The sequence below is a fragment of the Brevundimonas sp. ZS04 genome (assembly GCF_001956865.1).
GTDB classification, from domain to species: Bacteria; Pseudomonadota; Alphaproteobacteria; order Caulobacterales; family Caulobacteraceae; genus Brevundimonas; species Brevundimonas diminuta.
Genome location: NZ_MTHE01000001.1, coordinates 611,364 through 618,972, shown reverse-complemented (window position 1 = coordinate 618,972; position 7,609 = coordinate 611,364). Strand labels below are relative to the sequence as shown.

At 68.3% G+C, this 7,609-nt stretch carries 5 protein-coding genes; 2 read left to right on the top strand and 3 right to left on the bottom strand.

What is annotated here, in order from left to right; all coding sequences use genetic code 11:
• Positions 1-274: 274 nt before the first annotated feature.
• Together BJP32_RS03025 and BJP32_RS03020 are read left to right on the top strand one after the other, a co-directional pair.
• Positions 275-1,867 carry a PAS domain-containing hybrid sensor histidine kinase/response regulator gene (locus BJP32_RS03025; RefSeq protein WP_046654329.1) on the top strand — a complete coding sequence of 531 codons (1,593 nt, stop codon included), beginning with the start codon at positions 275-277 and terminating at the stop codon, positions 1,865-1,867.
• Positions 1,868-2,169: 302 nt separating this feature from the next.
• Positions 2,170-3,483: a hemolysin family protein gene (locus BJP32_RS03020; protein WP_198398681.1), complete on the top strand. Its 1,314-nt coding sequence runs from the start codon at positions 2,170-2,172 to the stop codon at positions 3,481-3,483.
• A 25-nt stretch (positions 3,484-3,508) separates the two neighbouring features.
• On the opposite strand, the gene BJP32_RS03015 is transcribed toward BJP32_RS03020, so the two are convergent.
• From BJP32_RS03015 to cydD, 3 genes are all read right to left on the bottom strand, one after another.
• The gene (locus tag BJP32_RS03015; RefSeq protein ID WP_003165501.1) at positions 3,509-3,880 is read right to left on the bottom strand and encodes a hypothetical protein; all 372 of its coding nucleotides are present in this window, start codon (positions 3,878-3,880) and stop codon (positions 3,509-3,511) included.
• 193 nt (positions 3,881-4,073) lie between these two features.
• Positions 4,074-5,738 carry an amino acid ABC transporter ATP-binding/permease protein gene (locus BJP32_RS03010; protein ID WP_233126684.1) on the bottom strand — a complete coding sequence of 555 codons (1,665 nt, stop codon included), beginning with the start codon at positions 5,736-5,738 and terminating at the stop codon, positions 4,074-4,076.
• Entirely contained in the window at positions 5,735-7,378 is a 1,644-nt protein-coding gene (gene cydD / locus BJP32_RS03005; protein WP_076222765.1) for a thiol reductant ABC exporter subunit CydD, read from the bottom strand. The genes BJP32_RS03010 and cydD overlap by 4 nt, the downstream gene beginning before the upstream one ends.
• Positions 7,379-7,609: the final 231 nt, after the last annotated feature.

The window sequence follows — 7,609 nt, the reverse complement described above, 5'->3', positions numbered from 1 at the left end:
AGTAATCGACGATCCTCGCCACGCGAGACTAAAGCCTAGGCGGGAGCTCGCTCCCGCCGGGGCCAAGATCGTCGAGTAATATCGACGGGCGGCTTTCGAGCCGCACAGTAAGAGTAGCGTAAGCGTAACAGAGCGGCCCCCGGAGAAATCCGGGGGCCGTTTTGCTTTCTGACGATGCATTGAATCAGAGCGGGCGCCCGACTTTGGTCGAATGGGACGGTTAAGCTTTTCTCAGCCAGGCGCGGGCCATCAGGCGCCGCTGAAAGGAGCATCTATGACTGACGTTGACTGGCCCCGCCGCGCCGGCCTCTCCGCCGCGCTCGACGAGGCCGCCATCGTGGCGATCACGGATCGCGCCGGCCGTATTCTGTACTGCAATGACAAGTTCGAGGCGGTCAGCGGCTACTCGCGCGAGGAACTGATCGGTCAGACGCACAGGGTGGTGAACTCGGGCGTCCACCCGCGCGACTATTTCCGCAATCTGTATCGCACCATCGCGGGGGGCGAGGTGTGGCGCGGCACCATCCAGAACCGCACCAAGTCGGGCGAGCCTTATTGGGTCGATACGACCATCGTGCCGAACCTGGGGTCTGACGGGCGGCCCGAGACCTACACCGCCATCCGCTTTGAGGTGTCGGACCACGTCCGCGCGCTCAAGGCCCTGGAACTGGCGCAGGCCGAGGCGCGACAGGCCGCCGAGGTGCGGGACCGTTTCTTCGCCAACATCAGCCATGAGGTGCGCACCCCGCTGAACGCCGTGCTGGGCCTGGCCTCGGCCCTGGCGCACACGACGTTGACGTCGCGCCAGACCGAGATGCTGAAGTTGATCACCGGAGCAGGGGACGCCCTGCGTCGCGTGCTGGACGACATGCTGGACCTGTCGAAGATGCAGGCGGGTCAGTTCAGCCTGTCGCTGACGCCGTTTGATCTCAGAACCGACATCGAGGCCGTCGTCGAGATGCGCCGCGCGGTCGCTGAAGACAAGGGGCTGACGCTGGACGTGGCGTTTGCGCCGAGCGCGCAGGGGCAGGTGATCGGCGACGGCGTCCGCATCACCCAGATCGTCTCCAACCTGGTGTCCAATGCGGTGAAATTCACGGCTGAGGGGCGTGTATCCGTTCGTGTCGACGTGCGCGCCGAGGACAACCGGGAACATCTGATTATTGAGGTCGAGGACACGGGCATGGGCTTTGACGCCGAAGCGGCGCGACGCCTGTTTGATCCCTTCGTTCAGGCCGATGACGCCATATCGCGCCAGTTCGGCGGTACAGGTCTGGGCCTGTCCATCTGCAAGTCGTTGGCCGAGTTGATGGGCGGAGAGATTGCCGCAGAGTCGGCGCTGGGCGAGGGCAGTCTGTTCCGTGTGGTCCTGCCCGTCGAGCGTGTGGCGGCGGTCGTGGCCGAACCGGTGGCGACATCGGTTGAAGCGGCGCATGCGTCGGATGAGGGCGCGCAGATTCGCGTCCTGGCGGTCGAGGACAACCCGGCCAATCAGATGGTCGTGCGCTGCCTGCTGGAGCCGTTGGGCTTCGAGATCGTCACCGCCGACAATGGTCTGGAAGGCGTGCGGCGTTTCCAGCAGGAACATTTCGACATGGTGTTGATGGACATGCAGATGCCGGTCATGGACGGGCTGGACGCCATGCGCCGCATCCGCGCCGACGAAGCGCGACTGGGCGCCGCACGCACGCCTATCGTCATGCTGACGGCCAATACGACCGAAGTTCACCATCTGAAGGCGGTGCAGGCGGGCGCCGATCATCTGGTATCCAAGCCTGTCACCCTGGACATCCTGTTGCAGGGGATGAAGCAGGGCGCCGCCGCCGCCGCTGAATGGTCGGGCGAGCCGGTTCTTTCGGCCGCCTGACCGCAGGAACCGGGCCGCACGGCTCGGCGTTCAGAAGCGGTCGTCAATGATCGGTTAACCACGATGAAACGCGCCGCGCGTCTGGGCTTGATGATTGGTCTGGTGATCGGGCTCAGCGCTTGCGCCGCCGGGCATATGAGGCAAGGTGACGCCGATACGGGCTTCTACGGCGGCGTCGAAGCGGCTCGAACGGGCTGAACGCCGCAGTTTCGACAACAGTGCTGGCGCAGACGAGGCTTCGCCTTTACTATCGGCTGCGCGGACGCCGTTAGTCGCGCCGCGTCAGGGCTTCTCCCTTTTCGATGTTGACCATCGCTATCGTCGTCGTGCTGCTGCTTGTGGTGCTGAACGGCCTTTTCGCCATGACCGAACTCGCGGTCGTGTCCTCCCGCAAATCCAAGCTTCAGAGCCGCGCCGAACGAGGCGACCGCGGCGCCCGCGCCGCGTTGAAGCTGGCCGAGGAGCCGACCCAGTTCCTTTCGGCGGTTCAGGTGGGCATCACCCTGATCGGCATTCTGGCGGGCGCCTACGGTCAGGCCGCCATCGCAGGCGAGCTGGATGACATCCTGACGGCGAACCTGCCGGCCCTGGCCCCCTATTCGCAGATTATCGCCACCGGCGTGGTCGTGGTGCTGATCACCTATGTCTCGCTGATCGTCGGCGAACTGGTGCCCAAGCGGCTGGCCCTGATCTTCCCGGAGACCATCGCATCGAAGATGGCGGGTCCGATCTCGACCCTGGCCCTGGTGATGAAGCCGTTCGTGCTGCTGCTGACGGCCTCGACCTCGGGCATCCTCAAACTGTTGGGCGTCAAGGACCGCGACGGCTCGGACGTCACCCAGGAAGAGGTGGAGAGCATCCTGGCCGAGGGCACTTCTGCGGGCCTGATCGAGCCGGAAGAGCAGGAGATGATCGAAGAGATCCTGCGCCTGGGCGACCGGGCCGTGCGCGTGGCCATGACGCCGCGTCACGAGGTCTATTGGATCGCCCTGGACGATTCGGAAGAGGTGCTGCGCGAGGAAATCCGCACCTGCCCCTATTCGCGCATCGTCGTGGCGCGCGACAACGACATCGATAATCCGTTGGGGGTGGTCCACAAGAAGGATCTGCTGGACAGCTTGCTCGACAACGGCGAGTTCAACGTCGAGAAGCTGGTGGCCGAGCCGGCCTTCATTCCGCAGTCGACCTCGGTGCTGAAGGCGCTGGAGATCCTGAAGGGCTCCAAGGTTCACATGGCCTTCGTGGTCGATGAATACGGCGCCTTCGAAGGCGTGGTCACGGCGACGGATCTGCTGGAGATGATCGCCGGCGATTTCAACGAGAGCCATGACGAGGCCGAGACGGCCGTGCGCAAGCGCGCTGACGGCACCTGGGCTGTCGACGGTCAGATCGATCTGGATGAACTGGGCGAGGCCCTGGGCGAGGACTTCGGCGAGCATGAAGGCTTCCACACGGTGGCGGGCCTGGTGCTGCACCATCTGTCGCGGGTGCCGAACGAGGGCGACGTCCTGCAACTGGGGCGTTTCGAGGTCGAGGTCATCGACATGGACGATCGACGCATCGACAAGCTGTTGTTCCGCCCCGTGATTCACGGACAGGAAGACGACGCCGCCTGATCCAGGCGGCGTCGATCATGACGGTTCAGTCGCGATCCAGCGGCTGGACCAAGGCGACCCGATAGGGGCGCATGGGGCCGCCCGGCTCGGCCAGGGAGACGTATTCCCCCGGCACGAAGCGTTCGCTTTCGAGGCGGAAGCCGACGGCGTCGGACTCTTCGCCGGGGAAGTCCAGCACCCAACGGCCGTCGGCGCCCTGAGACAGTTGGCCGACCGCCAGGGTTTCGCCGTCGCGGAAACGGCGGACGCGCGTGCGCTCAGGCGCAGCGAGCAGAGCCGCCGCGTCCAGCCGTGATTGCTGGTCCAGCGTCATGACCAGATCATAGCCGTCGCGCGGATCGCCGTGCGGCGCATCGGCCTCGCGGGCCAACTCCAGCCGGATATGGTGCAGCGTCATGGTCAGCGCGCCTTGCGGTCGGCCAGGTTGCTGCTGATCACGCCATAGGCCATGGCGGCCATGAAGGTGAGGAAGAAGGCGCCCATGGCGGCGACGGGGGCGACGATTTCTGAAGGCATGACAGTTCTCCTATGCCGACAGCAGAGCCTATCTCGGCCCTCTTCGCCTTGATGGAGATCAAAGGTCTCGCAGATCAGGCGGCGGCCCGAAGCGGTCCGACGTCGGCCTGGATATGGCCGTTCTGGCTAATGCCGCTGACCGTCAGAGCCTGATCGCAAAGGGTCAGGGGGGCCGAGCGGTGGCTGACCAGGATCAGGCCCTGGCCCGTGCGTTGGAGGCGTTGCGACAGCCGGTCCAGCACCTTGGCTTCAGTGGCGGCGTCCAGGCCTTCGGTCGGCTCGTCCAGCACCAGCCAGGGGGCGGGGCGCAGATAGGCGCGGGCCAGGCCCAGGCGCCGCCGCTCGCCGCCTGACAGCCGTGCGCCGTTTTCGCCCAGAGGCGCGTCCAGGCCGCCGGGCGCGGCGCGGATGCGATCAGCCAGTCCGGCGTCTTCGAGCACGGCCCAGAGCTGGTCGTCATCCGCCGTGGGGGCGGCTAGGCGCAGGTTCTCGCGCACCGTTCCGGCCATCAGCACCGCCTGCTGCGGCGCATAGGCGAACAGCGGCCGCACCGCATCCGGGGACAGGGCGGCGCCGTCCATATCGGCGAAGGCGACCTCGCCTGGAATGGGCGCGCGCAGATGCATCATCCGCTCGATCAGGGTGGTCTTGCCCGCGCCTGAGCGGCCCACGACGGCCAGGCGTTGAGGCGGCGTGAGACGCAGATCGGCGGATGACAGGCGAAGCGTCGGCGCTGCGGCGGCAGGCGCCGCGACGGGCGCTTCCCCATCCAACAGTTCGCCCAGACGCTGGACGGCGACCGCGACGGCGCCGTTCTGGCGCAGGGCGTTGAGCAGATTGCCCGCGCTCTCGATCGTGGCGACGGCGGCCAGCATGGCCAGCGCCGTCAGGGCGGGAGGGGCGGCGCCTGCGGCCAGCGCCGCGCCCGTGACGCCTAGCGCCATGGCCAGGGTCTGGCCCGCCATCAGCCAGCCTCCGGCGCGGGCCAGGGCCTCTGCGGCGGCCTCGACGGCGCCGCCCTGACGGGCCAGGCGGTCCACGGCCCAGTCCTTCATGCCATAGGCCTGAAGCTCAGGCGCGGCGGCGGCCATGGCGGCGAAGTCGGTCTTGAAGTCGCCCATGGCCTCCTGCAAGCGGCGGCCCGCAGGTTCGGCCAGACGACGGCCCATGAGGACGCCCAGCGCCACGCTGACTACGGCGGCCAGCGCCACCGCAACGGCCGCCCGCCATCCGGCCAGCGAGGCCATCACCATGCCGGTCAACAGGCCTGCGCCCGCGCTCCACGGGGCGGACAGGCGCACGAAACGGTCCTGAACGGCGTCGACGTCCTGCACCAGACGGGCCGAGGCTTCGCCGCCCGCCAGCGACAGGGCGCGGGTCGCGGGGCCGCGCGCCAGGCCGTCGAACAGCTGGGGGCGCAGGGCGGCTAGCGCCTTCAGCGCCGCCTCGTGTCCGGTGACGCGCTCGCCATAGCGGGACGCGGTGCGCACGATGGCCAGAAAGCGGATGACCGCGCTGGGCACCAGATAGTTGAACGCCTGGGCCGCGGCCGGTCCGACGGCGCCGGCCAGGGCGGATGCGGTGATGAACCAGCCTGACACCCCCAGCAGGGCCACGGCCCCGGCCGAGACCAGCGCCCCCGTGACCGAAGCGGCCAGCAGGCGCGGAAACTGGGCGCGCTCCTGGGCGCGGATCATGGCCTTGAGGCGAGCGACGCCGGGAGAGGACTGAGGCTTCACAGGCGCACCACCATATCGGCCAGTTCGGCCACGGCGTCGGAATGGGTCGCGATCAGGGTCGTGCGCCCGCGCGCCGCTTCGCGGATGAGCGGCAGCAGGGCGGCCTCGGCCGCGGCGTCCAGATTGGCGGTCGGCTCGTCCAGCAAAAGCAGGGGCGAGGGCTTGAGAAAGGCGCGGGCCAGGCCCAGACGCCGCCGCTCGCCGCCCGACAGGCCGCCGCCGCGCTCGTCGATCCGGCGGTCCAGCGCGCCGTCGAGCCCCGCCTTGCGGGCGGCCTGTTCGATCTCTTCGGGCGTAGCCCCGCGCCGGGCCAGGGCGATGTTCTCGGCCAGGGTTCCGCGGATCACGACCGGGGCCTGACCGGCCCAGGCGATCCAGGCGGCCAGGTCGGGATGGTCCGACAGGCGCGCGTCGCCGACTTCGACCTCGCCGCCTGACAGGGGCGCCAGGCCCAGGAAGAGGTTCAGCAGGCTGGTCTTGCCCGCCCCGCTGAGGCCGGTCAGGGCCACGATGGAGCCGGGCGCGACCGTCAGATCGAAGCCGCTGAGGACCGGCGCGCCGTCATAAGCGATCGCCACGTCCTTGAAACGTACGGCGGGCGCTGCGACGGGCGGGGAGGGACGGGCGCGGGGCGTCTCGTCAGTTTGATCCAGGCGGCTGAGGCTGGGGACGGCGGACTCGGCGGCCTGACGGTCGTGATAGGCGGCGGCGAGACGGCGCATGGGCTGATAGACTTCGGGCGCCAGGGCCAGGACGAAGAAGGCCTGCGTCAGGCTCAGTTCGTCCGGCGCTGGGAAGGGCAGCAGCTTCAGCAGGTTGAAGCCGCAGTAGACGGCGACCAGGGCTACAGCCAGGGCTGAGAAGAACTCCAGCACCGCCGAGGACAGGAAGGCGACCTTCAACACCTTGCCGGTGCGGCGGGCCAGGTCGTCCGAGGCGCGGGCGATGACGCGGGTCTGTTGGGCTTCGGCCTGGAAGGACAGGATGGCGGGCAGGGCGCGCACCCGGTCCAGGAACAGGCCCGACAGCCGTTCCAGCGCCTGGAACTGACGGCGGCTCTCGGCGCCGGCCGCCATGCCGGTCAGGGCCATGCCCAGCACGAAGGGCAGCAGGGTGAAGATCAGGATGCCGGCGGTGAAGGGGCTGACGATCCCCGCCGCCAGGATCAGGATCAGGGGGGAGACGGCCGCCGCCGTTCGGGCGGGGGCGAAGCGGGCGACGTGGCCGTCCAGGGCCTCTACGCCCTCGGCGGCGGCGGTCATGGCGGCGGCGTCCGACAGGCGGCCGCTCAAGGCGCCTTTCAGCGCGTGACGTCGCAGGCCGTTCTTGGCGGCGCGGGCGGCGCGGGTGTTGACGAAGACCGCGCCCTGGTTGAGCGCGGCGCGCGCGATCAGGGCGACCGTCGCCAGAATCAGGCCGGGAACGGCTTCGGCCAGACCCTGCGGCAGGGCGCCGACGGCCAGGGCCAGTCCGGCGGCGAAGCCGATGGCGGGAACCGTGTCCGCGATCACCAGGGCGCCGCCCAGGCTCATCAGGCGACGCCAGGGCGACAGGGCGGATTTCAACCAAGCCGCAGGCGCCGTCGTCTCTGCGATTCGTCGCGAATCCGCCTGTTGAGGGTCGACCGGCTGGGCCGTCATCACGTCTCCTGGTGCGCCATTCTGGGAATGTGGGCCTGATCCGGCTTCATCCAATGCAACCGGCCACGATAGAGGATGGGGCAAAAAGCCTATGGGGCGAAAGGTCTTTGGGCGAAACGCCCTCTAGTTCAAGTCGCTGTCGCCAGCTTTGATCAGGATCAAGGCGCGCCAAACGGTGCGACTTTAGGTTATAGTAGAACGCCGGTCGATGGGGGCTGGCGGTCAGGAGCC

Bases quoted from the DNA above. Each gene is read 5' to 3' on its own strand.
- BJP32_RS03025 (WP_046654329.1), top strand. From the start codon at position 275: ATGACTGACGTTGACTGGCCCCGCCGCGCCGGCCTCTCCGCCGCGCTC.
- BJP32_RS03020 (WP_198398681.1), top strand. From the start codon at position 2,170: ATGTTGACCATCGCTATCGTCGTCGTGCTGCTGCTTGTGGTGCTGAAC.
- BJP32_RS03015 (WP_003165501.1), bottom strand. From the start codon at position 3,880: ATGACGCTGCACCATATCCGGCTGGAGTTGGCCCGCGAGGCCGATGCG.
- cydD (WP_076222765.1), bottom strand. From the start codon at position 7,378: ATGACGGCCCAGCCGGTCGACCCTCAACAGGCGGATTCGCGACGAATC.